This window comes from Bifidobacterium intestinale (assembly GCF_023656765.1).
Lineage (GTDB): Bacteria > Actinomycetota > Actinomycetes > Actinomycetales > Bifidobacteriaceae > Bifidobacterium > Bifidobacterium hominis.
Genome location: NZ_JAMOKR010000002.1, coordinates 91,333 through 116,412, shown reverse-complemented (window position 1 = coordinate 116,412; position 25,080 = coordinate 91,333). Strand labels below are relative to the sequence as shown.

The following is a 25,080-nucleotide window of genomic DNA, read 5'->3' as shown; positions in this document are numbered from 1 at the left end:
CTCCTTCAACAACGTACAGAGTGTCTTTCCGAATGCAACCTTACCAGCCGACTCGCCTCAGCAGACAGCAAACCCACCAAACATGCGCGTAATGCCGCAGGTCAGCGACCGCCGAAGCTACCGCCACCGGAACCGCCGGACGAACCGCCGAAACCGCCACCGGAGAAACTGCCGCCGGAACCATTGAAACTTCCGGACGGAGACGCCGCCGAAATCGTCGATTGAATATCCGCGAAACCTGATTCCAACTGCGCGCCAATATCACCAAAATTGGCGCTGAATTGCGAGAAATCCATCGAATTCGTCTCAACCGAAGCAGGACCGGCGTAACGATAGTTGAAATACCATGAACGGTAACTCCAGTAGAGTAACGAATCGGAAGCGTTGGCATCAAGCCAATTCGGATCAGCCAATTGCGGATACGCCTTCAACATCTGCTTCATCGCCTTTTCGGAAATGCCGAACGCGGTGGCATACACCATGTACCGGCCCCACAACGTCATATCGGCCACACCGCGATCCTTGAATTCACTGAAATCCTCCATATAATGCTTCAATCCGAGCACCTGGCCAGCAAGATACTGCCCATTATCGGTAAGCCCTTTCAATTTGAGGTAGCTCAACGCAAACACGGATGCGAACATCATCGGCACGGAAATTACCGCGAGCAACGCAAGATTGCCGATGGCTCCGAAATACAGCATGGACAGGAATGCCAGCATCACAGCGCAAATGCCCGCGGCAAACGCTCCCCCACCGCATATCGACGTGGCACCCAGCATGGCGAATTCATTGTCGCACGTATTCGTGAACTTCTCCTGAAGCTTGTAACCGTTCTCCCAATCGGAGAAATTCTCGTTCATCTGATCCAAATCGAACACCGGAGAGCCGATGCGTTCGGACGCCGTCACCAGCAAGTCGAGCGCAGCCTGCTCGCTCGGGCACAACCGCAACGATTGCACGTTGTCAAACACCACGGGAAGTATCACCACCGTGCTGGTTTTGCCCACATCGCGGGTTCGAGCGGGATCGTTGGCGATCAGCCGTGCAATATCGGCATTGTTCGCTTGGCTCATATCAATGCCCTGATACATGGCGGCCACACCCGGGTAGATGGCGATCGCTCCACGCGAAGCGAGCGAGAGCACGGAAGCCGACATTTTTCTGCTCGACAATGTCTTCGAATGCTTGTCGGCGACCATATGCAGCAACTCCGCAGCACTGGCAGGACTCATTTCCGGCTCGTCACGCCAATACTCGATGTCACCGTGGTATTGCGAACGATTGAAACTGCGCAATGCGAGCGCAACGGCGATCACACACAACACCAGGCCGATCACAGAGATGGCGATCCACGTGATCAAGCGGATACGCGCTTTTTTGCGCTGCTGATCACGCCACTGCCGCTCCTGTCGGGCCTCGCTTTTCATAATGCCGTTTTTGATGGTGGTATCACGAGTGCGTGCCACACCGCTGGTCGCATCGACATCGAACATGGCGACCACGTCAACATAGTCGCCGGCACGAACGTCGTGCACGGTGAACTGCAGCGACCCTTTATCACCACGTTCAGTGGTTGACGTGCGTTCGGTGTGCAGCCAAGCCCATGAATTATCTGCTGTGATGTCGTTCGGGAACGTGATGGTGCCGGTGACTTTGCCGATGGGAATCTGATTGTTCGCGCCGAACGGCTCCCATTGGAACGTGGCCACGTCTTGATAGGCGGTGGTCACGCCCTGCATGGTCATGGTGATGTCGAATTTCATGCTGCTTGCCGACGTGGTGACGGGAATGTTCCATCCGATTTCGATCTTCTTGGAACGATCGTCGGTATTGCCGGCAACAAGACCGTCTTTTGCTGGATCGAACGGTTGCGGATTGCTGTCACCTTGCGAAACATCGGCGATATACCACTGCTTCGCATGTTCTTGATTCCATTCGCCGGTGCTGTAGCTGCTTGGGATTGCGATATCGCCCTGCTGATAGGTTTCCCCCGTTGTCACATTGCGCACACTGATATCGGTGATATTGGTCAGATCGCTTTCCTTCAGCATGTACTGCTGGTACAGCTGCTTCCACGGATGATCGCCGTCGTCATCGCTGCGGTCAGCGAGTTTCATGTCGATATGCTGGGTGACCTTCAAATCGCCATTGCTTTGCACCTGCACATCGTAGTCGAGCGTTTTGTAGCTTAAGTCGGCGCTGCCATCATCCAGCGCTATTGCCAGCAACATGATCGCCACAACGCCGATGGTGGCGGCAATCGCGATAAAAACGCTGCGCACTCCTCGTGATGCGTATTGTTTGGCCGCCATGATCCCTCTTTCTCATTTCTTCTTCTCTCAGATGTCCGTACAACAGACGGCCGTACAAGTCGAACTGAACAGTAAAACCCCATCGTTATCGGACGGGGCTTTACGTGCATGTCAGAACTTGACTTGCGGAACCTGACGATCCGCTTCGTCCACCTGGAAGTAGGGGGCCTGTTCGAAATGGAACAGTCCTGCGATGATGTTGGTTGGCACGACTTCAATCCGGGTATTGTACTTCTGCACGACATCGTTGTAGAACTGGCGTGCGTAAGCGATTTTCTCTTCCAACGATTTCAGCTGACTCTGCAGATCCATGAAATTCGTATTTGCTTGCAGCTGCGGATAGTTTTCAGATACAACCTGCAGATTCATGAGCGCGCGGCTCAGCTGGTTTTCCGCGGCGATGCGCTGCGCCACGTCACCGCTTTGCGCGGCCTGCACCACGCCGGCACGGGCCTGCGTGACCTGCGTGAACACTTGGGATTCGTGGGCCGCATAACCTTTGACCGTTTCCACCAGATTCGGAATAAGATCGGCACGCTGTTTGAGCTGCACATCGATCTGCGCCCAGCCGTTCTTCACACGATTGCGCAGTGTGACCAGCCCGTTGTAGGCGCTAACGGCCCAAAGCACGATGAGAACAACGACGACGGCAATGATGATGCCAACGACCATGATGACTCCTTCGTTAATGACTCTTCAAACCATTCTTGCATGCACCTAGGCATGTTATGACAAAACCCCTGCCCCCGTATCTCATTTTCATACATTCTGCACGAAACGAAAAGTACCCCGCACCTTTCGGCACAGGGCACTTCAGTCAATCAGTTATGCAGTTATGCTGCGAGGGATCCTCTTGAGGACGTCAGTCTTCGAACGGATCGAAGTCGCGGCGGACGCGGCGGCGAGGACGCTCAGAACGCTCTTCGCGATCGGCACGGTACTCGTCGTAGTTCTCATCGGCTGCGTAACGCGGATTGCGGTCGTCGCGGCGGCTGCTGCGGCGACGGTCGGAACGACGGTCATCACGATCATAATCACGGTCATCGCGGTCGGAACGACGGCGACGCGGACGATCATCATAATCACGATCGTCACGATCGGAACGACGGTCATCACGATCATAATCACGGTCATCGCGGTCGGAACGACGACGGCGCGGACGATCATCGTAGTCGCGGTCATCGTCACGATCGGAACGACGACGACGCGGACGATCATCATAATCACGATCGTCACGATCGGAACGACGGTCATCACGACGGTCATCACGACGGTCATCGCGACGGCCACGGCTGCCGCGACGGTCATCGCGATCGGAACGCTCACGACGCGGAGCGGAAGATTCCTGATCTTCGTAGCCCGGAATGGCCAGGGAGATCTTGCCACGATCGTCAACGCCCTGCACGACCACCTCAACGGTGTCGCCTTCCTTGAGCACGTCTTCGACGGCGTCGATACGCTCGCCGTTGGCCAGATTACGGATCTGGGAGATGTGCAGCAGGCCGTCGGTGCCCGGGGTCAGGTTCACGAAGGCACCGAAGGAGGTGGTCTTCACAACCTTACCGTTGTAGGTTTCGCCGGCTTCAGGAACGTGCGGGTTGGCAATCTGGTCGATGATCTGCTTGGCCTTTTCAGCGCCGTCGCCACCCTCGGAGGAGATGAACACGGTACCGTCATCTTCAATGGCGATTTCCGCACCGGTCTCTTCCTGGATCTGGTTGATCATCTTGCCCTTCGGGCCGATGACCTCGCCGATCTTGTCGACCGGAACGGTGGTGGTGATGATGCGCGGAGCATACGGGCTCATCTCGGCCGGGCCGTCGATGCACTCGTTGATGACTTCGAGAATGGTGGTGCGGGCTTCCTTGGCCTGCTGCAGAGCGGAGGCAAGAATGTCTGCCGGAATGCCGTCGAGCTTGGTGTCAAGCTGCAGGGCGGTGATGAATTCGGAAGTGCCTGCGACCTTGAAGTCCATATCGCCGAATGCGTCTTCGGCACCGAGAATATCGGTCAGGGTCTTGAAGATGTGCTGGCCGTCAACATCACCGGACACGAGGCCCATGGCGATGCCGGCAACCGGAGCCTTCAGCGGCACGCCTGCAGCGAGCAACGACAGGGTGGAGGCGCACACGGAACCCATGGAGGTGGAACCGTTGGAACCAATGGCTTCGGAGACCTGACGGATGGCGTACGGGAACTCTTCACGGCTTGGCATCACAGGCACGAGAGCCTTCTCGGCCAGAGCACCGTGACCGATTTCACGACGCTTCGGGGAGCCGACACGGCCGGTCTCACCGGTGGAGTACGGCGGCATCTCATAGTTGTGCATGTAACGCTTGGACTGCGGACCGGACAGTGCGTCGATCTGCTGTTCCATCTTGAGCATGTTCAGGGTGGTGACGCCCAGAATCTGGGTTTCGCCACGCTGGAACAGTGCGGAACCGTGCACGCGCGGAACGATGTCCACTTCAGCGGACAGGGTGCGGATGTCGCGCAGACCACGGCCGTCGATGCGGTAATCCTGGGTCAGGATGCGGCGACGCACGATCTGGCGCTGCAGCTCCTTGAACGCATTGCCGATCTCCTTTTCCTTTTCGGCATCGTCCATGTCGGTGAATTCACCGGCGAGAGTGGCTTTGACGCCTTCCTTGATCTCATGAATGCGATCCTGACGCGGCAGCTTCTCGGCAATGGAGAGAGCCTCGTCGAGATCAGCGTGGGCGATTTCGTCGATGCGGTTGTACAGATCTTCGGTGTACTCCGGGAAGAGCTGGAATTCCTTGGTTTCCTTCGCAGCGATGTTCTTGAGTTCGGCCTGAGCCTCGCAGATCACCTTGATGAACGGCTTGGCGGCTTCAAGGCCACCGGCAACGACTTCCTCGTCCGGCTTGGTCTGGCCTTCGTCGTAGATGAGGTGCCAGGCGTTCTTACCTGCGCCAGCTTCGATCATAGCGATGGCAACATCGCCGTTCTCCACCACGCGGCCGGCAACCACGATTTCGAACACGGCGCGCTCACGCTCGCTCCAACGCGGGAAAGCGACCCACTGACCGTCGATCAGAGCCAGACGAACGCCGGAAACCGGACCCTCGAACGGCAGACCGGAAATCATGGTGGAAGCGGAAGCAGCGTTCAGAGCGATAACATCGTAAGCATCGTCCGGGTTGACGGCGAGCACGGTTTCCACAACCTGCACTTCGTTGCGCAGCGTGTGTGGGAACAGCGGGCGCAGCGGTCGGTCGATGATACGGCAAGCAAGAATAGCTTCGGAGCTCGGGCGGCCTTCACGGCGGAAGAACGATCCCGGAATCTTGCCGGCGGCGTACATCTTCTCTTCCACGTCCACGGTAAGCGGGAAGAAGTCGTAGTTCTCCTTCGGGCTGGAACCGGCGGTGGTGGTCGACAGAATCATCGAATCATCGTCAAGATAGGCGGCGACGGCACCATCCGCCTGCTGGGCGAGACGACCAGTCTCGAAGCGCAACGTGCGCTTACCGAATGAACCATTATCGATTACGGCTTCAACAGCCTTGATTTCGGGACCCTCCATAGGGTTCCTCCTTTTTTTCTTTTCTTTTACCAACTATCGGCAGTCCTCTTCAGCGGACTCCAACCGATTTCTGCATGCGTGACGCGACGTTACCTTCGTCGCTTCCTCATCTTTAGATTCTAGACCTCATGCGCCCTAAACCTTGGGCTTTCAAACTGTCTTTCCTCAACGCGGCTGTCATGCAAAAACGCCCGAACGCCAAGGAAGGCATTCGGGCGGAAGAATTTAACTATCGGCGCAGACCCAGACGCTCGATCAGGGAGCGGTAACGGTTGATGTCAACGCGCTTGAGGTAATCAAGCATACGACGACGATCGCCGACCATCAGCAGCAGACCACGACGGGAGTGGTGATCATGCTTGTGCTCCTTGAGGTGCTCGGTCAGATCAGCGATACGCTTGGTCAGCAGAGCAACCTGGACCTCCGGGGAGCCGGTGTCACCCTCGTGGGTAGCGTAAGTCTTGATGATTTCCTGCTTTTCCTCAGCCGTAAGTGCCACGGCATCCTCCTTATGTTGCTGCGCGGTGCTGCCGGTCCAATACCGACGCGCTCTCTATCCGCGGGCGAAATACGCCAAAGGGAAATCATACACGAGGGGCAGACCAAATCAGACCATGCCGCAAGCGACGCTTCAGACTACGTTCAGCAGCCCGCCGAACAGCACCACCGCGAGCGAAATGCTCTCAATTACGAAAAACAGCAAAAACGACGCCCAACTGCGCGTAAGCACATTGAATTTCGATTCCTTTTTGATGCAGACCAGCAGTCCAACCCACAGCACCGCGTAGACGGCGACACCGCATCCGGCCGCGATAATGCCAAGATTCGCGGCGTTGGCAAGCCCCGAGGAATCGCCATACATCACATAAGTGGCGTTCCAGAAGTTGAAGCTCAGCAGGCACATGCCGGCAACGAACTGCTCGGCGGCGAGTCCCACCACAAAAACCGTACCCCACAGCCATTTCTTCACATCGGCGACCATCAATCCCAAGCCGGTCATCGCCATGATGGTGACGGTCCACGAAATCAACGCAACACCCTTGGGATCAAGGAAACCGAGGTTGTCGACAATCCAAGCCGCATCCTTGACCGCGAGAAAACGTCCCCACCAGTAGGGCACGATCAGAGCCACCAGCACCAGCGCGATGAACAGCGCCCAGTGTGCCGGATGCGATTTACGACGCTCGATGTCGGCCAAGGAAAGATCAGACGCTTCAATGGACGCCGTCGGATGCTTGGAAACGTCGACCTGTTCGATCACGCCGTCGACGACTTCCGTCACCTTGTTGCCTTGCGTTTGTGCCATACCCGCTCCGTTGTATTGCGATTACCGCCTGCTGCGACCGTCACGCCGCTGTCACGACACGTCCAGCATACCCAGTCGTCGAAGCAATCGCACGGCAGGTATGCAAAAGGCGTGCCATTAAGCACGCCTTTCTTCTTCTCTAACGATTGTGTGGAGCGGATGACGGGAATCGAACCCGCGTAATCAGTTTGGAAGACTGAGGCTCTACCATTGAGCTACATCCGCGCACCGTCTATGCCGACCGAAGTCAACACGAAACGACTCGAGCTATTATACACATTCCCTCAACAATCGCAAGTCGAAATCGCAATAATTATTTTTCGACCACGCAAACCTGGTACGGTTCCAACGCGACCTCAGCGGGAAGCACGATGTCGCCATCCGAATCAAGACGTGCGATCTGACGCGCGGACGAGAAATTGAACAATCCGAGAACAGTGCGTCCTTCAACATGGCGCACCACCGCAAGAACCGCATCATTATGCGCGTCCCAAGTGGTGACCCACGCTTCGGGCGCGAAAGCGGGATCGTCGCGCATCTCACGAACGCTCTTCAATCCGTCCCACATCTGCTTCTGCAGGGTGCCAGTCTGCTTGCGCTTGGCCGCATTCTCCCAATTGAAGGGGCTGCGATGCAGATTACGCGAATCCTCGACGCGGTCAGGATCTTCCTTGTATTCCCAGCCGTTGAGCTGCACGATTTCGTCGCCGCAGCTCAACATGGGGAAGCCACGCAGGAACGACATGGCGGAATGCATCATCAAATCGCGTTTCATCGAAATGTCGAGCAACGGCTTGTCATGCGTGATCAGAGCGCGTTCCACACCGCACAGACTGGCCGTGGTGCCGCAGCTGCGCGCATCCTTCGACGCCTCGTCGTAGTTGTACAGCTCGCCCATGGCCCAGCTGCCAGGCACCGAGCCCTCGTAGAAGTGGTACAGGAATTCCTTGTGCTTGAGCGGGTCGATGCCGAGGCTCTCCTCCATCGGCTCGTCCAAGCCCCAGCCGATGTCGTCATGACAGCGCAGGTAGTTGACGAACCAGCAGTTTTCCGGCAGCGCGTTGAGCTTGTCGAGCTGGTCTTTGAGTAGGCGCACGTCCCCACTGGCAAGCGCACTCCACAGATTCACCATGATCGACACGTTGTAGAGCATGTGGCATTCCGGCTTTTCCGGTGTACCGAAGTAGGCGGCGAGCTCCTTGGGGGCCATCACCACTTCGCCCTTCAGCACTACTGCCGGGCAGACGCATTCGAGCACGATGCGCAACATGCGTACGATGGTGTGCACCTGCGGCAGGTTACGGCAGTTGGTGCCGAGTTCCTTCCAGATGTAAGGCACCGCGTCGATGCGGAACACTTCGACGCCAAGGTTGGCGAGGCCGAGCACGCTGGAGAGCACCGACACGAGCACGTTCGGGTTGCGGTAGTTCAGATCCCACTGGAACGGGTAGAACGAGGTGAGCACCCACTTGTGCATCTGTTCGTTCCAGGTGAAGTTGCCGGGGGCAGTGGCCGGGAAGACTTCCGGCACCACGGCGTCGTACTGGTCGGGAACAGTGCGGTCGTCGTAGCAGTAGTAGTAATCCTGATATTTCGGATCGCCCGCTTGAGCCGCCTTAGCCCAACGATGGCTGGATGCGGTGTGGTTCATCACGAAGTCGAGGCACAGGCTGATGCCGGCCGCACGCAGTTTTTTGGTGAGCGCCGCGAGGTCTTCATTCGTACCGAGCGACGGATCGACGGTGTCGAAATCTTCCACCGCATAACCGCCGTCGTTCTGCGGATGCGGCATTTTCAGCAGTGGCATAAGGTGCAGATACGTGAGCTTCTGCTCTTTCAGGTACGGCACCTTGCCTGCGAGTTTCTTTAGATCTCCGGCGAATAGGTCGGTATACATGGTCATGCCGAACATGTTGCCGCGCTTGTACCATTCCGGATCGGCGAGACGCTTGGTGTCGAGGCGTTTCAGATCGGCGGGGCGTGCCGCATGCGACGCCTTCATCAACTCGGTGAGGTTTTGGAAGGCTTCTTCGGCCTGTTCCCCATACAGATCCGTCAATAGTTCGCGCAGTTCTTCGCTGTTCTTCGCGATGCGCTCGTCAAACGCTTGGTCGGACTTGGAACGTGCCATTCCTCTACTCCTCTTCTCAGGGAACCTCGTTGTTATGAGTATTGGGTTTCACTGCTTTCATTGCTGCGATGCTGGCACAAGTGTAACGTGAATCAACGGTTTTATCAAACCGGTTCGAGGCGTTTTGACGACCAATGTCAATCGATTGACGAAATTACTGGTTATTGTGCGATTGCCCGCGATTGCGCAATCGCCATTCACGCTTCTATTGTCACCACCGCGGATGCAACAGCTCCGTCATGGCTGATGGAAATATGCATTTCGCACGATTGGCCATCCCCGTCAACCGGCAACCCCAACGATTGCCGCAACTTGCATCGCACCTCGGGTGAGAGCATGACGTGGGGCACGCCGTGGGAATCGTCAAGTATTTCGATGCGCGACCAAGGAAAATCGTCAAGCGTGTACGGATATGCAATGTCGCCATCTCCTTTCGCCCTACACGAAATCGCCTCGCACCACGCCTTGAGGAAGGCCTCCTTGCCCGCCCAGCGGGCCGCAAGATGCACCGCCTCGCCATCCCGCTTGACCCGCGCCCGTTGAGCGGTCTGCCATAGCTCGCGCGCGGAGAACAGGTTTCGCATGCGCGACCCAGGTTCGCCCAGTTGCTCGGCGAACGCAGGCACATCCACGACGTCATGCCCCAAACCCAGCATTTTCCAGCCTTTCGAAAGTTTTCAGGAAGAAACGAACCATGTCGACTTCCGCAAAACAGGCGGGCAACACTTCGTTTTCATGCAAGGATACCATCATACTTAAGCGCTTCATCCTCTGTCGTCCGCACTGTGCAGACATGGAACGGGAGTTGTGCAGACGGGCAGCAAGGTGATTCAAGAATATGAAAATCCCGTATCTGCCGCGAAATGCTGAGATTGCGACAGATACGGGATTGATGATCGTGCGCTGAGCGCCAGAAATTTCAGGCGCTCAGACGCGGGGATCAGGCTTCGAAGTAGCCGGAGGCGCTCAGACGCGCGTTAGGATCGAGCAGCATGGCCTTCTCCACTTCGTGCGCGTTGTAGCCGCGGCCATCTTCATGGAAGCGACGGTTGTCGATCGGCTCGTAGAGCGCGGCGCGTCCCATCATGCCTTCCTCAAGGCGACGCTGACCAGCGGCCAGACGCTCGTTGGCGCGATCACGCCATGCATTCAGCGCCTCGACGCCCGCGGTGTTGGCCACCGCAGCTTCAAATGCGCCCGGATTGACGATCGCAGCGAAGCCGGATACGTGACCGAAACCGAGCGACGTGGCCAGGCCTGCCTTAACGGAGCCGACCTTCAGCGGCTCGCGCAGCCAGACCATGTGGTCGTCGCGCATGAGCTTCGGATCAACGCAGTCAAGGGCGGCATTGGCCGGGATCACACCGGACTTGAACAGCTGGGTCAGACCGTTGACCTGGAAGATGCAGGCACCGCCCTTGGCATGGCCGGTAAGCGTCTTCTGCGAGATCACGAACAGCGGGTTGCCGTCAGCACGGCCAATGGCGTGGGCCAACGTGTTGTGCAGTTCGGATTCGTTCGGATCGTTGGCGTTGGTAGACGTATCGTGCTTGGAAACCACGGCGATGTCGTCCGGAGTGACGCCGAGACGGGCCAGATCGCGCACCAGCTTGGAATCCTTGCCGCCCATGCCCGCTGCAAGCGCGCCCAAGCCCGGAGCCGGGATGGAAGTGTGCGCGCCGTCGGCGTAGGAGTGCACGAATCCGATCACGCCGGCAACCGGCAGGCCGAGCTTCAACGCGATATCGCCACGGGTCAGCAGAATGGTGCCGCCACCCTGGGATTCCACGAATCCGCCGCGACGACGGTCGTTCGCACGGGAGAAGAATCGCGCGTCGATGCCCTTGGCGTACATCTCCTCGGAGTTGGCGGTGGCGTTCATATTACCGAAGCCGATCACGGATTCGACGCCGATGTCGTCGATTGCGCCGGTGACCACGAAGTCGGCCTTGCCGAGCGCGATCTTGTCGGCGCCTTCCTCAAGGGAGACGGCGGCGGTGGCGCAGGCGGAAACCGGCTGGATCATGTTGCCGTAACCGCCGATGTAAGACTGCATCACGTGCGCCGCGACGACGTTCGGCAGGGCTTCCTGCAGGATGTCGGTCGGGATCTCGTGGTTGAGGAAGCGATCCAGGTAGAGCTTGCGCATAGAGGCCATGCCGCCGAAACCGGTACCCTGCGTGGAGGCGACCATCGACGGATGCACCGCTTCGAGGATTTCGGTCGGCGTGAAGCCTGCGGACAGGTAGGCATCAACCGTGGTGACGATGTTCCACAGGGCGATCTTGTCGACGTCGCCGACCATGGAAGCCGGAATGCCCCACTTGACCGGGTCGAAGCCCTTCGGGAACTGGCCGCCGACCGTGCGGGTCATTGCCGCGCGACGAGGCACGCGAATCATGGAGCCAGCATGGCGGGTGACGTTCCATTCACCGGATTCGGCATCGGCCGCGAAGCTGGTGTGGGCTTCGTCGAGCTTGACGTACTCTTCGGCGATCTCACGAGTCGGAACCGAGAAGGTCACATCGTGGTCAAGGAACACCTCGGCCTCTTCCTCGTCGGTGCCGTCCTTGTAGTCGTTGCCCATGCCTTCATCGAACGGACGCACACCGGAGCGGGCCACAACCTCGTCATGGTAGCGTTCCGCTATATCCTCCTCAGGCACGAGGTTGCCGTCAACGTCGTACCAGCCCGGCTTGGGACTGTCGTTCCACGCCAGCAAGCCCATGTTCCACGCCAGTTCGAGCACCGCGCCGGCAGACAGATCCACTTGGCCGTCGGAATGGATGCCGAGTTCGGCTTCGAAGCGGGTGCGGCCGGAGCCCCATGGGCCAAGTTCACCCACGGACACGATGACGATTTCGTCTTCCGGACGTGCGCTGACGTTCTGCCAATCGGCAAGATCGACCTTGGCCTGACGCGGAGCACGCGGGCTTGGCAGCGCCTTGATGAGCGTCTTGACCGCAGTATCGGATTCGTTGCCTGCGATTGCGTTCTTGGCATTCGCCGCTTCCGCCTGAGCCGCGTCTTCCATGGCTTCCGCACGCAGTGCCTTGATATCGATCGGCTCGTTACCGAGTCCGCCGGTCAGATCCACGTCGAGCGGAGCCTTGGCCGCTTCGATACGGGATTCGCGGGTGGAGAGGTTCAGCAGTTCAACCGCGATTTCGGCGGTGGAGTAAGTCTTCAGACCGTGACGTTCCACCACTTCGACCAGCGGATCATTGCCGCCCATCAGGCCGGTGCCACGCACCCAACCGATCTTCGGATGGGCGAAGGTCACACGGCTCGACCACACCTTTTCAGCACGAGCACGGTTCACAATCGCATCAAATGCGCTCTTCACCTCGCCGTAAGCACCATCTCCGCCGAAAATACCGCGGTTCGGAGAGCCCGGCAACACCACATGCAACTTATGCTGCACATCAGTGTCGGCACCGATCTTCGCAAGTCCGGCAATCGCACGCTCAACACCCCACAGCATGAGGCGAGCCTGAGATTCGAACAGCTCGCCGGAATCAGCGAGGCTGCCATGCACCGGCGGAGCCGCGAACGGGAAGAACAGGCTCGGCTCGTAAGCAGGCTTGAGAATCGTGGTGGTCGCACCGGAAGTCTTCTTCTGCACATTGCCAACCCAAGCGACCAACGCGTCCACGTCACGGTAACTCGAGAGGTTCGCAGGAACCAGCCACAGCTTGGCATCGCCCGCCGCATGCTCACGGTAGGTCTGCTTAGCCCACGCCTTCACGCTCGGCTTGAAGCTGTGCGAGGTGGCAACCACGGTGGCACCACCGGCAAGCAGGCCGTTGACCACCTGCGCTGCGATGGAATTCGGGGCAACACCCGTCACCACGGCGATATCTCCAGCGAAACGGCTGGTTTCCGCCGATTCAGAAGCGTTCTGAATGGCTTCGTCGGCAACACGCTTGAAAGCGGCCTTCAGATCCGCACTATCGCTCTTGTCCGCATACCAGGTGGCTTCGTCGGCAATGGTCTCACCAAGACCGATGAAGCTGCCGTTCAACGCGGATTCGTCGTTGTTATAGTAGGCGCGTGCCAGATCCTCACGTGCGGAAGCCCAACGATCGTCGAACAGAATGGCCTTGCGCTCGTCGAAACGAGGTTCGACCTGCTTCGGCCAGTCGGCGCCAAGTTCAGCTTCGACCGCGGCCACAACAGCGGCATTCTCGTCGGTTGCGTCTTCGGCAACCGGAGCGGCAACGCCCAGCTGGTTCAGCACGAACTTCGCGGTGGAGGCGAGCACGCCATCGGCGCCGGTCACCTTGGCCGCGAATGCGTCCAAAGCAGCGGAATCGACAACTGCGCCACCGGCGGCACCACCAGCGCTCGGCATGGCAACGGTGATGCCCTTATCGGCGGCAACCTTCTGCACGGCCGCATCGATCAGCGCATTGGCTGCGGCCGCATTGGAAGCCGCGTCAGTGCTCAGGGAGGCAAGATCTCCACCGCGGGAGCTTGCGCCTTCACGGGTTTCGAGCACGAGAGCAGCCACCACATGGCTGGCCCAGCCTTCGCCAAGCTGCCAAGTGTCGGTCACACGCTTAGTGATTTGGCCGAGCTTCACACCGGCGGCGCCGAACATGCCACGCACACGGTCGCGCACAATGTCAGACAGCACCGGACCGAACGCCTTGTAGTTCGGAGCGACCTTGTTGACCAGAGCGCTCAGTGCCTTGACCGTCGCCTCGGCAGCGCCATCCACGGAAGCCACACCCAGTTCGGAACTGATGTCCATAAGCAGCTGATTACGGCGAGAAGACACACCATTGGTCAGCGTATCGGTGGTATCGCTTTCACCGATCTGATCGGGGCGAACCTTAGCCGAGTAAGCCAGCAATGTGGCAATCGCATCGGATGCCTTGAATGGAATATCCGCGACAGCAGCGCCAGACGGAGCACCGGCGGGAGCTGCAGCAACCGGAACTTCCGCAACAGCAGCAGAAGCAGCTGCAGGAGCCGAGGCAACAGCCGGAGCAGCAGCCGCAGAAGAGGCAGAAGTCGCAACTGCAGAATCGTCAGCATCTTCTTCCGGAACCAGCGAATCGGAATCGGTCATGTATACGCGGCCTTCATCGCGACCAACGTTGTACACCGTCACATCGCGACCGGCAAACTGCGGCAGACGCAACGTCTTGGACCCCAGATTGGCGAGCGTCGGAGCATTGCCAAGACCAACCTCCACATACTCTTCCACACCAAGACCGCCCTGCTCGGCGGAACCGAACAGCAGAGCCTGCGTCTCGATCCAACGCACCGGAGAAGCGAACTGCCAAGACAGCAGTTCCGTAAGCAGCAAACGACCAAGCTTCTGATCATCAGCAGCATAGGAATCCCAAATCTGCGGATCATCCAAAGCGGCCTGAATGCGCTCGGACGGCACGACTTCGAGAATCTTGGCCGCGAATTCCTTCGTCATTTCGAACGGCGCCGCAACCAGGTTCGGAATATAGCGTCCGACCAGACGGCCACGGTAATCGATGGTCTGAGGCAGGAGTGCGTCGAGCTTGTCGCGGAATTCCGGCACACCCTTGCGCAGCAGCGTGGAATGGAACGGCACATCGATGCCCGGCACCAGCATGAACGCGGGCTTGCCGCCATATTCGGCCACACGGCGGGCGGAATCGGCCTTCAGCGCCTTTAGACCGGCGATGGTGCCTGCCACGGCATACTGCTGGCCCGCCAGGTTGTAGTTCACGATTTGCAGGAACTCGCCGGAAGCCTTCGACACGGATTCGACGTACTCGCGCACGCCGTCATCGCCCACACCGAACTGGTTCGGACGCAACGCACCCATACGGTAGTTGGAACGGCCCTTCTCATCGCGCGGAATGAGGTGATGCATGGTGGAGCCGCGGTGGAACACGAGTTCGATCACGGTTTCCAGCGGAATCACGTTGGCGAAGGAGCTCAGCGCGTTGTATTCGCCCAGCGAGTGGCCTGCGAAATAAGCGGGCCAAATGTCGGCGCCGGCTTCGCGCAGACGTGCGGTCTGGGCGAATGCCACGGTGGCGAGCGCCACCTGCGTGAACTGGGTCAGGTTGAGCAGGCCTTCCGGATGGCGGTAGGTCACGCCGTTGGCGGTCAGTTCCTTCGGATTGTCGCGTACGACGGCAAGGATCGAGAATCCAAGCTTCTCGCGGGTCACCTTGTCGGCGCGCTTCCACACGTCTCGTGCGGCCGGGGACTTGGCACGCTCGTCGAGCACCATACCCTGCTGCTGAATGCCCTGACCCGGGTATACGAACGCGGACTTCGGCGCACGCACGATGGCGGTGCCACGAGACACGATGTTGCCGTCGATACGGCTGGTCACTTCGAGCACCATGCCGGAGTGTGCCACGCGGCCGACTCGTTCGACGGAGATTTCCACTTCATCGTCAAGCTGCACCATGCCGTACATGTTGTAGGTCCAGCCTGCGATTTCGTAGTGCGCACCCTTGCCGTCAAGCGCCTGCACCGCGTATTGCGCGGTTGCGGAGAGCCACATGCCGTGCACGAGCGGTGCCGTAAGACCGGAAACAGCAGCGCCACGATGCGAAGTATGGATCGGGTTGAAATCGCCGGAAGTACGTGCGAAGGCGGTCATCTCGTGTGGAGCGGTCACCTTGACGCGGCGCAGCAGTCGGCGCGGAGTGCTTTCGATTTCCGCGTCGATTCCGCCATAGTCCGGCGCTTCCGGCGGCAATGCGTCGGAGTATGCGCGACCACGGATGGCGAAACGTTCGGTTTCGTTGGCAAGCACGGTACCGTCTTGCGTGCTGTGGGTGACGTGGATGGTCACCACACGGCCGGATGCCGATTCGAAGTAGTTTTCGGCCCAGCTGGTCAGCGAAATCTGTTCGCCGATATGCTTGAGCAGTTCGTCTTCGCTGACTTCCAGTTCGATGAGGTGGTCGAGATGCACTGCGTTGAGCAGGCCTTCGATTACGGGGAAGCCGTTGACGTACACGGATCCGAGGGCCGCGTAAATGGCGGGCCATGCCGGTCCGACGAGTGCGTCCGGTGCGATGCGGGACGGCACCAGATCGCTTGGCAGTGCACCGCCGGTAGCTGCCTCATGGTCGAAGCCGAGGTTGGCCGACAGCGTGTAGCTGGCATGCGCCTGACCGAACGGATAGGAGGCTTTGTCTGCCATCTGTTCAATAACGGGCATGGCGGTGAGCTTGTCGCCAGTAATGGCAGTGTTACCAATGCCGGCAGTGTCTGCGAGCATACGATACACGTGTTCCGGCAGGCGGTCGCGATCGACCACCGGGAAAAGTCCGGACTCGTTGCCGTCCACGTTCAGCGGAATGACGATGTCGCGTACGGCATGCTTGGATGCGCCACCATCCGGATCGTTGTCCCAGTAGGTATCGAGATGAATGTCGAGATCGTACTTTTCGACGCTTCCTTCGCTGGAAATCTTGCGGATTTCGTAGCTGTCGTCGCCATTGCTGGTGCCGTATGCCGGGTTTGCCATGAGATGGCCCACCCACGAGATGTTCGGGGATTTGCGAATGAATTCTTCTGCGGAAGATGCCGCTCCGAGCTGTGCGAACGCAGTTTTGTCCGCGCTTGGCGATTCTGCGGAAACGCGCTTGACCATGGCCGCTTCGAAGCGTCCAAGAATGTCGGCTACAGGTTCGTCAACGGTGGTGATGCCCGCAACGGAGATCGGACCAGGAATAATGCGCACGGAATCGGCGGAGTAACGGGAGTCTTCGGACTGCCACAGCTGATCCTGACCCCACCAACGCAGCAGGTCGTTGTCGATGACGGGCACGAACGGCATTGGCTTCGGGTATTCACGCACGAGCACCGGGAACCAGGCTTCATCCATCGGGGTGACGGTCAGTTCGTCGGCTTGCGGATAGGCTTCGGCAAGCTTGGCGATGGCCGCATGCGGATCGGCTTCCACATCGGCGCGGGATGCGAACAGCGATACGAATTCGCCGCTTTCCTGCGTGGTGACGCGGGCTTCAATACGCTGCAGCAAGTGCAGGAAGCGATCGGCGTAGGTTTCGTCGACCCACGGGAAGGCGAGATCGGCGAAACGCTGCGCCCATGCGAGATATGTCATGGCCTTCAGGTCGCCGAAATACGGCTTTGCGGTGGCGTTCAACGCTTCGATGATTTCCTCGCGGCGGCTTTCCAGCTCTTCCGGATGCTTCATCACGCGCACCAGCAGGCGTCCGCAACGTGCGGAAGAGTTTTCCAGCTCGTAGATGTCGGCATGCAGATGGCTCAGGCCGGAAGTGACGCCGCCCTTGGCTTGGCCGCTCGGCACCCACTGCTCGCCCAACGGAGCGAACGGATCGCCGTCGGCTCCCTTGGCGGGAATACCCGGAGTGTTGACAAGCATCTGCTTGACTTCAGGGCTGGTGTGCGCTTCCTTGGCGGTCATCACGGCAGTGCCAACGAGCACGCCATCCACTGGCATGAGCGGACGGCCGTACTCTGCGGACCATTCGCCGGTGATGTAGTCGGCGCCGCGTTCCGGCGTGCCGATACCGCCGCCGACCACGAGCACCAGATTGGTCTGTTCACGCACTTCGGCATAGGTGCTCAGCAGCAGATCGTCCAATGATTCCCACGAATGGTGGCCACCTGCGGAGCCGCCTTCAACTTCGATGAGCACCTTGACCGGAGCGACGGCTTTGGCGATGCGCACCACCTGGCGAATCTGGTCGACGGTGCCCGGCTTGAAGCTCACATACGGGAATCCGTCGGCGTTGAGATTGTGAATGAGTTCCACGGCCTCGTCAAGTTCCGGAATGCCCGCAGACACGACCACGCCGTCGATCGGGGTGCCGCTGGCACGCTTCTTCGGCACGATGCGCTGGGATCCGAACTGCAGGTTCCACAGGTAGCGGTCCATGAACATTGCGTTGAACTCAACGGTACGGCCTTCTTCAAGCTCTTCTTCCAGCTTGGCGACATGACGGTCGAACACGCTGGCGGTCACCTGGCCGCCGCCTGCGAGTTCCGCCCAGTAGCCGGCGTTGGCGGCCGCTGCCACGATTTCCGGTTCCACGGTGGTCGGGGTCATGCCGGCGAGCAGTACCGGAGCCTTGCCGGTCAGTTCGGTGAATGCGGTACGCACCTTGTCTCCGGCGGAAGTGTGGATGATGCTTGGTGCGAAGCGGGTCCAGTTCTGGGTGCGCTCAGGCAGGGTTTCCAACGTGGAGAGCGTGCCACGATCGGCCACGGTGGAGGCTTCCACCACGCCGACACCAGTGCCTTGGGCAACGGTGGAGAACAGCTTGCCGACGGTGGTTCCCGGACCGAAATCCAGCACCCACAGGGCGCTTGGATCGGTGGATTTCATGAGCGCGCGCACGCGGGCGGCCCAATCCACATGGTTGAGCAGCACTTCGGCAGCAAGCTCGTGAGCGTGGTCGACGTTGATTCCGCAGGATTCCGCCCATGAAACAGCCTGTGAAACAGCCTCGGCCATAAGCGGGCTGTGGAACGGCAGGGTTACGTCAAGGTATTCGAGCACCGGTTCGAACACGCGACCGCCACGCACCTTCTCTTCGCGCAGCTTGGCCTGGTGCTTGTGTTCCTTGGCCACTTCCACGCCGAACGCGGCCAGGTCCTCCGGGTAGCCGGAGAGCACATAATGCGTGGCGGAATTGGTGACGGCCACTGCGATCGGGCCGCGAGCGCCGGAAACACGCTCGATCAGCGCATCCACCTGCGCGCGGGTGATGTCTTTGACCGACAGCATCGGCGTGGCTTCGCCGTGACGTGCGGCAAGACCAAGCTGACGTGCCTGACGGGTGCCGGCAACACCGATCAGCGTGGCAATCGCAAGAATTTCATCGATTTGTGCGGAAGCCGCCTCAACGGAACCTGCTTCGACGATCGCCTGCACCATGTGCACGGCGAGCACGCCCTGGGAGTGGCCGAGCACGGCAACCGGCTTGGCAACGGCGGGATTGTAGCCGAGAGAAGTAGCGTCAAGCAGCGCACCCAACTGGGCGAGCGCAATGCCAGGGACGCTGGCGGAAGCCGCTGCGGCAGCGCCGAGTCGTGCCGGATTCGGTTCGAATCCGAACAGGTCGACCGGGCGGCCGGTGGTGGCGAGCAGGTCGGCTGCCACCGGGTACAGCAGTGCCTGGGCTGCGTCGACATGGGCGTGCAGCGCTTCGCTGAGCATTGGATTGGCGCTTTGGTCGGCAAGCGCCACCGGCCATGGGGTGGATTGTCCGGCGAAGGCAAGCGCGTGCGGCTCACCGTTCAGTCGATCAAGAAAAAAAGTATTCATGATGTTCCTTACTTGTTTTAAAAATCTTGCGATGTGTTCTTGCGATTGATTCTTGCGTTTACGTTTGCTTACGATTCATCCGCGCACTTTGCACCTGTCACAATGGCTGGTTGCCATGGTGTTTGGTGGTTTTACGCACGCGCTTCTTGCTGGAGAGCAGTTTGAGCGATTCGATGATGGTTTCTCGCGTTTGCTCGGGGTCGATCATGGCGTCGATTTCACCCATTTCCAGCGAAAGATTCGCGTTGACGGTGGTGCGTTCGTAATCGGCCACGTATTTGGCCCGGAGCGCTTCGACGTCTTTGCCTGAGTCTTTGGCTTTCTGCAGGTCTTTGCGGTGGATGATGTTCACCGCTCCGGCCGCGCCGAGCACTGCGATTTGGCTGGATGGCCAAGCGTAGTTGAGGTCGGCTCCAATGGCTTTGGATCCCATTACGATGTAGGCACCGCCGAAGGCTTTTCGCAGGATCACGGTGACCAGCGGCACTTGCGCGTTGGCGTAGGCGTAGATCACTTTCGCACCGCGGCGGATGATGCCCGCATGTTCCTGTTCGGCTCCCGGCTTGTATCCGGGGGTGTCCACCAAGGTGACGACCGGCAGGTTGAACGCATCGCACAAACGCACGAATCGTGCCACTTTTTCGGAGGAATCCACGTCGAGGATGCCCGCGTTGACGTTCGGCTGGTTGGCCACAATGCCGACCGGATGCCCGTTCACGCAGGCGAATCCCACCACTGCGGAGCATGCGAACAGCTCGTGCACCTGCACGAATTCGCCGTAGTCCACGATGCAGCGGATCACGTCGAGCACGTCGTATGGCTGGCGATCGTTGTCGGGCACGATGGTGGCGAGTCGTTTGGACACGTCACGGTCGGCGCGGGTTGCGGCGTACGCGTAGGTGGGCGGCTGCAGGTCGGAGTTGGATGGCAGGTAGGCGAGCACGGTTCGCGCGTAGTCGATCGCGTCGGCTTCGTCTTCGCCCAAATAGTGTGCCACTCCGGAGGTGGCGTTGTGCACATAGCCGCCACCGAGATCGTCCATGCTGATCACTTCGCCGGTGGCCGCTTTGACTACGTCAGGACCGGTGACGAACATGTTGGAGTTCTCGCGGGTCATGATGATCAGGTCGGTCAGCGCCGGGCAGTACACGGCTCCGCCCGCGCAGGGGCCGAGAATCAGCGAAAGCTGCGGTACGAAACCGCTGGCGTCACAGGTTTTACGGAACAGATGCCCGTATTGCGTCAGTGCGGCTACGCCTTCCTGAATGCGGGCGCCGCCCGAATCGATGAGCGCGATGATTGGCACCTTCAGGTCGAGCGCCTTGTCCATCAATCGGCAGATCTTGCGGCCTTCCGCAACGCCTAGCGTGCCGCCGCGCACGGAGAAGTCCTGCGCATAGACGGCGACTTTGCGCCCGAACACTTCGCCGAAACCGGTGATGACCGCCGCTCCCGCACGACCACCGTTGATGTCGCCGCCGCAGAATCGTCCGATCTCTTCAAAAGAACCGGTGTCGAGCAGCAGATCGAGACGTTCGCGCGCCGTCAGCTTGCCTTTGACGTGCTGGCGATTGCGTGCATGATCTTCCGCTTCGTGCGCAAGTTGCGCCGCTCGCAGTACGGATGCGCGGATTGGCTGGGACGCGCCCGGCATGTCGGCCGCGGAGACGGTTGCGGCCGCAGAAACGGCTTCGGCTGCGTTTTTGCCGAGTCGCTCCTGCTGTTCCATCACGATTTTCACGGCTTCTTTAACGGCCGGGCTTGCGATGATATCAGTCATCACTTACCCCCTTCCACAGTGTCGCCAACAGCGGTTCCGTCAGTTTGCTTCCCGTTACCGCTCGCACCACTCGCTCCGGTCACATCGATGGTCATCAATGTTTCGCCGGCTTCCACGCCCGCCGCAGGCCCCACGAAAATCTTGGTGACGACGCCCTTGACCGGCGCGTACACGTAGTTTTCCATCTTCATGGATTCGAGTACGACGAGCAGGTCGCCCTTGGCCACCTGCTGGCCTTCGGCCACGTTGACGCGCGTCACGACGGCCTGCATCGGGCTTGCGATCACACCGGATTGGCCGTCGTCGCTTTGCTGTTTTTTCTGCGCATGATGCAGTCCCTGACCGCGCAGAGGCTGGATGGCACGTTTCGCGTCACGCGCTTTGGCACCGCCCGTCAGGTTGGCGACGATGTCGTTCGGCACGGTCAGCGACACTCGGCGATTGTTGACTTCGATAACGAAGGTTTCGCTGGATTCCTTCTTGTCGACGTCAAGAGAGCCCGTCGCGCCAGACACGGATGCCGGCTGCCCGCCTTGGGACGATGCGGCTGCTTTGTTGAGGTACTTGCGTTCCAGCCATTTGGTGCTGGCATCGTATGCGACACCGTGTTCGGCGGTGAATTCGTCGTCATTGAAGATCTGTTCGAACAGGCTTGCCGGAGTCGGCACGCCTTCCACTTTCAGTTCGCTCAATGCTCGGCGCACACGTGCCACGGCCGCTGCGCGGTCGGAAGCGGTGACCACGAGTTTGCCCATCATCGAATCGAATTTCGGCGAGATGGTGTCGCCTTCGACCACGCCGGAATCCACACGGATGCCCGGCCCGGACGGCCAACGCAGAGAAGTCAGCGTGCCGGAGCTTGGCGCAAGGTTCTTTGCCGGATCTTCGCAGGTCAGACGCAATTCGAAACTGTGTCCACGAAGCGGATGATTCACGGTCAATTCCCCGCCGTTGGCGATGGTCAGCTGCTCGCGCACCAAGTCGAGTCCGCAAACCTCCTCGCTGACGGTATGCTCAACCTGCAGGCGAGGATTGACTTCCAGGAAGTACACTTTGCCTTGTTCGGTCACCATGAATTCGCAGGTGCCAAGGCCTTCGTAATCGACCGCTTCGAACAGTCGGCGGGAGTAGGCTTCCAGCTGGTCGGTCACCTCGGAGGGAAGGAACGGTGCCGGAGCCTCTTCAACAAGCTTCTGATTGCGGCGCTGCACGGAGCAGTCGCGCGTGGAATACACGGTGAAGTTGCCGTGCGAATCACGACCGCACTGCGTTTCGACGTGACGTCCCTTGTCGATGAATCGTTCCACGAAATATTCGTTCAAATCACCGCCCTGCAGAGCGTCATGATTCATGTAGAAGCCGCGCAGCTCATCATCATTACGTACCAGCGTGATGCCTCGACCACCGCCGCCATCGGTACGCTTGAGCATCAGCGGATAACCGTGCGTGTGTGCGAAATCAAGCAGCAATCGCATGTCGGAAATTGACTGGGAAATGCCGGGAACCGGCGGAACTTTTGCAAAAGTCGCCACACGACGTGCGGTGATCTTATCTCCCAAATCCACGAGGGCTTTCGGATTGGGACCAACCCAAGCCGCGCCCGCGTCGATCACTTTCTGTGCGAATGTAGCGACTTCGGAAAGGAATCCGTAGCCGGGATGCACTGCGTCGGCACCGCTGCGCTGCAGAATGTCGATCAGCAGATCCTCGTTGAGATACGTGTCTTTGTATGTATCTCCGGAAAGCAGATATGCGTCGTCAGCCATCTGCACATATTGCGCATGGCGATCCTGTTCCGCGTACACCGCAACCGTGGGAATCCCCATCTCGCGTGCGGTGCGCACTACGCGAAGCGCGATTTCGCCGCGATTCGCCACCAAAAGTTTGTTGACATTTTTAGGCATAACGTCAAGTTTGGCCAAACGAACGAAAAATCGCGAACTCGTTTCCCACAAAAGACACGCAAACTTTTTGTAAGGCTCCACAAACGTTACCGAAACTCAGCAAGCCTACGATTGGGGGCATAAGTTGACAAATCCTGCATTTTCGTCACTTTTGCGATCGCCGTCATTTCGGCTGCCAATAATCGTCGATTCATCAACAGTAATGCAATCAAATTCAAGGAGAATTATCGTGCGTAACGCAATGCTGACGCTCAAGACCACACTGAAAACCGCTACCAGCGGCACTCTTGGATCCGTGCTCAAGCCCGCACTGTTCGCCGTGCTCATGTGGGCGGCTTCCGCGGCCGGCGCCGTGCCGATTCCGGGCACGCCCGTGCCAATCACCCTGCAGACGTTTGTGGTGATGCTGGCCGCGCTGATGCTGCCGTGGAAGCAGGCCGGCACCGCGATGCTCATGTATCTGGCGGCAGGCGCGGTCGGTCTGCCGGTGTTCGCAGGCGGCGCTTCCACCATGGCATTGGTCGGCCCGAGCGCTGGCTTCCTGATCGGCTTCCTGCCGGCGGCCGTCGTCACCTCGCTGCTCAAGGGCGAGGCCCGCACCGATTCGCTGAAGCACGGTGCACTGACCGCCGCACGTTATCTGTTCGCCTGCGTCGCCGGCTGCATTGTACTTGACTATCTGCTTGGTTTCATCGTGCAGTCCGCCATTACCGGCGTTGCGCTGCCGATCGTTGCGGTAGCTTCCATGGGATTCATTGCCGGCGACGCGGTCAAGGCCGTCATCGCTTCCGCCGTGGTAGCGGGTCTTGCCAAGCTGAAGTGAGTAGAACGCGTTACGAACGTTTTCTCACTTGCCGAACACGCCCACATCGGCCGTACTGACCTGATGCAACACGCCTTCCTGATCCTCAATGGTCAGGGAGGCGTCGTCGTTTAAGGCGACGGCCTTGCCCCGCAGGGTGGTTCCGTCCACGAAATGCGCTTCGCAAGACTTGCCAAGCGTCCAGCAGATCGGAATCATGGCCTCTCTGGCACGCACAGCCTCACGATGGGAATCCTCCTCAAAATCAGCCAACCGCGAGCGCAAGCCTCGCACCCAACGCGCGGCGATCGCATCGCGCATAACGGCAACATCCGGCAGATCGTGCGCAATCAACTGCAACGACGTGGCCTTGTCTATCGGCAACCGCTCCTGTGCGACGGCAAGATTCAAGCCGACGCCGATCACAATGACGACGCGATCCTCGCAACCCGCAATCGGCACCATTTCGGCGAGCACGCCACCGAGTTTCTGTCCATCCACGAAAATATCGTTCGGCCATTTCAATGCAATATCCCCGATATTCTCGTCAAAGCCGCCGCCGCAATCGCGTACCGCACCAACAATCGCCTCACGCATCTCGTAGCCGGCGATCATCTGCAGCCAACCATTGACGGACGAATCGCGCATAATCGAAACGGGCACGCTTACCACCAGCGACACGATGAACGACTCGCCGGGCACGCTCGTCCACGTATGGTCGAGCCGCCCGCGCCCGGCCGTCTGCTTATTCGCCGCAATGACCACGATTTCATGCCCGCTCCTCGCAGACTTCCCTGCATTCACGCCATTCGCGCTACTCGCACCATTCACGCCGTGCGCACCGAACAGCAATCCCTCGTGCACCAAATCCGCGGCATACGTATTCGTGGATCCCACGGTGTCGAGCAACAGCACCTGATCCGCCACAGCACAAGTACGCGGCATAACCACTGCCGAATCCAAAATCGTCATCATTACTCCTTATCTACTGTGGCATGTTCGACGCAACGCAACAGCCA

At 59.3% G+C, this 25,080-nt stretch carries 11 protein-coding genes, 1 tRNA gene and 2 pseudogenes; 1 reads left to right on the top strand and 13 read right to left on the bottom strand.

Features of this window, described 5'->3' with window-relative positions; all coding sequences use genetic code 11:
* Positions 1-101: 101 nt before the first annotated feature.
* The 12 genes and pseudogenes from NBH13_RS03245 to NBH13_RS03195 form a co-directional block, all read right to left on the bottom strand.
* On the bottom strand, positions 102-2,315 hold the full coding sequence (locus tag NBH13_RS03245; RefSeq protein WP_250778961.1) for a DUF2207 domain-containing protein: 2,214 nt from the start codon (positions 2,313-2,315) through the stop codon (positions 102-104).
* Between the two features lie 111 nt (positions 2,316-2,426).
* Complete coding sequence (locus tag NBH13_RS03240) at positions 2,427-2,987, bottom strand: LemA family protein (protein WP_099571001.1); 561 nt, start codon at positions 2,985-2,987, stop codon at positions 2,427-2,429.
* Between the two features lie 190 nt (positions 2,988-3,177).
* Complete coding sequence (locus NBH13_RS03235; protein WP_099571002.1) at positions 3,178-5,865, bottom strand: polyribonucleotide nucleotidyltransferase; 2,688 nt, start codon at positions 5,863-5,865, stop codon at positions 3,178-3,180.
* A gap of 229 nt (positions 5,866-6,094) precedes the next feature.
* Complete coding sequence (gene rpsO / locus NBH13_RS03230; protein ID WP_003807806.1) at positions 6,095-6,364, bottom strand: 30S ribosomal protein S15; 270 nt, start codon at positions 6,362-6,364, stop codon at positions 6,095-6,097.
* Between the two features lie 132 nt (positions 6,365-6,496).
* Positions 6,497-7,171 (bottom strand): hypothetical protein, encoded by a 675-nt coding sequence (locus NBH13_RS03225; protein ID WP_099571003.1) that lies wholly within the window; start codon positions 7,169-7,171, stop codon positions 6,497-6,499.
* Between the two features lie 151 nt (positions 7,172-7,322).
* Positions 7,323-7,396: transfer RNA gene (locus NBH13_RS03220), tRNA-Gly, on the bottom strand.
* An 88-nt stretch (positions 7,397-7,484) separates the two neighbouring features.
* Positions 7,485-9,302: an alpha-amylase family protein gene (locus tag NBH13_RS03215; protein ID WP_250778959.1), complete on the bottom strand. Its 1,818-nt coding sequence runs from the start codon at positions 9,300-9,302 to the stop codon at positions 7,485-7,487.
* Positions 9,303-9,499: 197 nt separating this feature from the next.
* Positions 9,500-9,958, bottom strand: a complete 459-nt coding sequence (locus NBH13_RS03210; RefSeq protein WP_250778957.1) for a holo-ACP synthase — start codon at positions 9,956-9,958, stop codon at positions 9,500-9,502.
* A gap of 284 nt (positions 9,959-10,242) precedes the next feature.
* Positions 10,243-12,255, bottom strand: a pseudogene (locus tag NBH13_RS08760) (beta-ketoacyl synthase N-terminal-like domain-containing protein); the annotation flags it as partial.
* 72 nt (positions 12,256-12,327) lie between these two features.
* A pseudogene (locus tag NBH13_RS03205) lies at positions 12,328-19,575 on the bottom strand (fatty acid synthase subunit beta domain-containing protein); the annotation flags it as partial.
* 97 nt (positions 19,576-19,672) lie between these two features.
* Complete coding sequence (locus NBH13_RS03200) at positions 19,673-21,355, bottom strand: acyl-CoA carboxylase subunit beta (protein WP_250778953.1); 1,683 nt, start codon at positions 21,353-21,355, stop codon at positions 19,673-19,675.
* The gene (locus NBH13_RS03195; protein WP_250778951.1) at positions 21,355-23,259 is read right to left on the bottom strand and encodes an ATP-binding protein; all 1,905 of its coding nucleotides are present in this window, start codon (positions 23,257-23,259) and stop codon (positions 21,355-21,357) included. Before NBH13_RS03195 ends, NBH13_RS03200 begins: the two co-directional genes overlap by 1 nt.
* Before the next feature lie 241 nt (positions 23,260-23,500).
* Here NBH13_RS03195 and NBH13_RS03190 point away from each other — a divergent pair, with 241 nt between their 5' ends.
* Positions 23,501-24,082: a biotin transporter BioY gene (locus NBH13_RS03190; RefSeq protein WP_164519384.1), complete on the top strand. Its 582-nt coding sequence runs from the start codon at positions 23,501-23,503 to the stop codon at positions 24,080-24,082.
* Between the two features lie 24 nt (positions 24,083-24,106).
* Here the strand turns inward: NBH13_RS03190 and NBH13_RS03185 are convergent, their stop codons facing one another.
* Positions 24,107-25,036, bottom strand: coding sequence for a biotin--[acetyl-CoA-carboxylase] ligase (locus tag NBH13_RS03185; RefSeq protein WP_250778949.1), 930 nt, complete (start codon positions 25,034-25,036; stop codon positions 24,107-24,109).
* Between the last annotated feature and the right edge of the window lie 44 nt (positions 25,037-25,080).

Excerpts from the sequence above, each read along its gene's own strand:
- NBH13_RS03190 (WP_164519384.1), top strand. The coding sequence starts at position 23,501 with ATGCTGACGCTCAAGACCACACTGAAAACCGCTACCAGCGGCACTCTT.
- NBH13_RS03225 (WP_099571003.1), bottom strand. The coding sequence starts at position 7,171 with ATGGCACAAACGCAAGGCAACAAGGTGACGGAAGTCGTCGACGGCGTG.
- NBH13_RS03245 (WP_250778961.1), bottom strand. The coding sequence starts at position 2,315 with ATGGCGGCCAAACAATACGCATCACGAGGAGTGCGCAGCGTTTTTATC.
- NBH13_RS03195 (WP_250778951.1), bottom strand. The coding sequence starts at position 23,259 with ATGCCTAAAAATGTCAACAAACTTTTGGTGGCGAATCGCGGCGAAATC.
- NBH13_RS03210 (WP_250778957.1), bottom strand. The coding sequence starts at position 9,958 with ATGCTGGGTTTGGGGCATGACGTCGTGGATGTGCCTGCGTTCGCCGAG.
- NBH13_RS03235 (WP_099571002.1), bottom strand. The coding sequence starts at position 5,865 with ATGGAGGGTCCCGAAATCAAGGCTGTTGAAGCCGTAATCGATAATGGT.
- NBH13_RS03185 (WP_250778949.1), bottom strand. The coding sequence starts at position 25,036 with ATGATGACGATTTTGGATTCGGCAGTGGTTATGCCGCGTACTTGTGCT.
- NBH13_RS03200 (WP_250778953.1), bottom strand. The coding sequence starts at position 21,355 with ATGACTGATATCATCGCAAGCCCGGCCGTTAAAGAAGCCGTGAAAATC.
- NBH13_RS03215 (WP_250778959.1), bottom strand. The coding sequence starts at position 9,302 with ATGGCACGTTCCAAGTCCGACCAAGCGTTTGACGAGCGCATCGCGAAG.
- NBH13_RS03240 (WP_099571001.1), bottom strand. The coding sequence starts at position 2,987 with ATGGTCGTTGGCATCATCATTGCCGTCGTCGTTGTTCTCATCGTGCTT.